The organism is Bacillus cereus group sp. BfR-BA-01524 (genome assembly GCF_022662595.1).
Taxonomy (GTDB): Bacteria; Bacillota; Bacilli; order Bacillales; family Bacillaceae_G; genus Bacillus_A; species Bacillus_A thuringiensis_S.
Genome location: NZ_JAKUDW010000212.1, coordinates 1 through 2,243 on the forward strand (window position 1 = coordinate 1; position 2,243 = coordinate 2,243).

Here is a 2,243-nt window from a genome sequence, read left to right on the forward strand (position 1 = left end):
CACTTTTTATAGTAATTCAAACACTCCCGCTGCTCCCATTCCGCCGCCAATACACATTGTTACGATACCGAATTGTTCGTTGCGGCGTTTCATTTCGTGAATAAGAGATAGTGTTAGTTTTGCTCCTGTACAGCCAAGTGGATGTCCAAGTGCGATTGCACCACCGTTTACGTTTACTTTTTCTTCATCTAAACCAAGTTCACGAATAACTTGGATCGATTGAGAAGCGAATGCTTCATTTAGTTCGAATAAGCCAATATCAGATAGCTCTAAGCCAGCTAGTTTTAACGCTTTTGGAATTGCAGCGATTGGGCCGATTCCCATTACTTCTGGTGGTACGCCAGCTACTGCAAATGAACGGAATTTCGCAAGTGGCTTCATGCCATCGCTCACTGCTTTTTCACGATCCATTAATAGTACAGATGCTGCACCGTCACTCATTTGTGAAGAGTTACCAGCTGTTACAGAACCGCGAACGTTAAATGCTGGACGTAATTTACCTAAAATGTCTAGCGTCGTCTCTGCTCTTACACCTTCGTCTTGTGCGAAAATGATTGTTTCTTCTTGCAGTTTATTGTTTGAGCCAACCGAGCGTAATGTCACATCTACAGATACTGTTTCATCAGCAAAGTTTCCTGCCGCTAATGCTTTGGCAGCACGTTGATGACTTCTTACTGCAAATGCATCTTGCTCTTCACGAGAAATTCCATATTTCACAGCAACTTGCTCTGCTGTATGTCCCATACCCATATAATATTCTGGAGCTGCTTCTACAAGGCGACTGTTCGGACGAACAACGTGTCCCATCATTGGAACTAAACTCATTGATTCCGCTCCGCCTGATAATACAGCTTCAGAGTGACCAAGCATAATGCGCTCTGCTCCGTAAGCGATACTTTGTAAACCAGAAGAACAGTAACGGTTAATTGTAATAGCTGGAACATCGTAAGAAAGTCCTGCTAGTCCGCCGATATTACGAGCCATATTTAAACCTTGTTCTGCTTCTGGCATCGCACAACCGAAAATTAAATCATCGATTGGTCCTTCATAATTTGCACGCTTTAACGTTTCCTTTACTACTAACGCCCCTAGATCGTCAGGACGAACTGTTTTTAATGAACCCCTCTTTGCTTTTCCAATTGGTGTTCTTGCTCCCGCAACAATGACAGCTTCTCTCATGAACGATATCTCCCCTCGTTATTAGTTACGTAATGGCTTTCCTTTTACAAGCATGTGCTGCATTCTTGCTTGTGATTTCATCTCACTTACTAAGCTAATAAATGCTTCACGTTCTACATCTAATAAATACTGCTCATCAACTTCTGTTCCGTACGGCACTTTTCCGCCCGCAATGACATATGCAAGTTTCTTCGCAATGTGAAGATCATGTTCAGAAATGTAACCTGATAAATGCATTGCTTCTGCACCAAGTACAAGAGTTGCATATCCTGTTTCACCAACAACTGGTATCTTTTTACGAATCGGTGCTTTATAGCCAGCTTCATATAAAGCAAGTGCTTTCTGTTTCGCATCATATAGTAAGTGATCACCATTCACACTAATACCGTCTTTATCGCCTAAGAAGTTGTTCGATACAGCTTCTTGTGCTGATGTAGAAACTTTCGCCATCGCTACAGATTCGAACACTTTATTCGCAACTTTTTGCAGATCAAACTCTACACCGTTTGGCATTTTATTTAAGTGTTTAATGTATAACTCTTTATTACCGCCTCCGCCAGGGATTAAGCCAACACCAACTTCTACTAAGCCCATATACGTTTCACTAGAAGCTTGAATGCTAGCTGCTGGTAAGCAAACTTCTGTACCTCCGCCAAGCGTCATACCATATGGTGCTGCTACAACTGGCTTAGAAGAGTACTTAATTTTCGTCATTGCATCTTGGAAGTTTTTCACAACCCACTCAATTTCAAAGTAGTTGTCATCTTGCGCTTCCATTAAGATCATTGCTAGGTTCGCACCAACGCAGAAGTTCTTCGATTGGTTACCGATAACAAGACCCTTATAATTCTTTTCTACTTCATCAACAGCGTAGTTAATCATTTGCGTAATATCCATACCGATTGCATTGCTCTTCGAATGGAACTCTAAGCAAAGGATGCCGTCGCCTAAATCAATTAAGCTCGCTCCGCTATTTTTCTTTAATACACCATTTTTCGCTTTTAATTGCTTAAGAGAAATTGCTTTTTTATTACGCTCGATTAGCTTATATTCGCCATTATCAT

At 41.3% G+C, this 2,243-nt stretch carries 2 protein-coding genes; both read right to left on the reverse strand.

Annotated features, from left to right (window positions below):
* Positions 1-6 precede the first annotated feature (6 nt).
* Positions 7-1,179 (reverse strand): acetyl-CoA C-acetyltransferase, encoded by a 1,173-nt coding sequence (locus MR170_RS30390; protein ID WP_001206331.1) that lies wholly within the window; start codon positions 1,177-1,179, stop codon positions 7-9.
* 21 nt (positions 1,180-1,200) lie between these two features.
* The coding region (locus MR170_RS30395) for an enoyl-CoA hydratase/isomerase family protein (RefSeq protein ID WP_242310598.1) at positions 1,201-2,243 on the reverse strand (1,043 nt) is incomplete at its 5' end.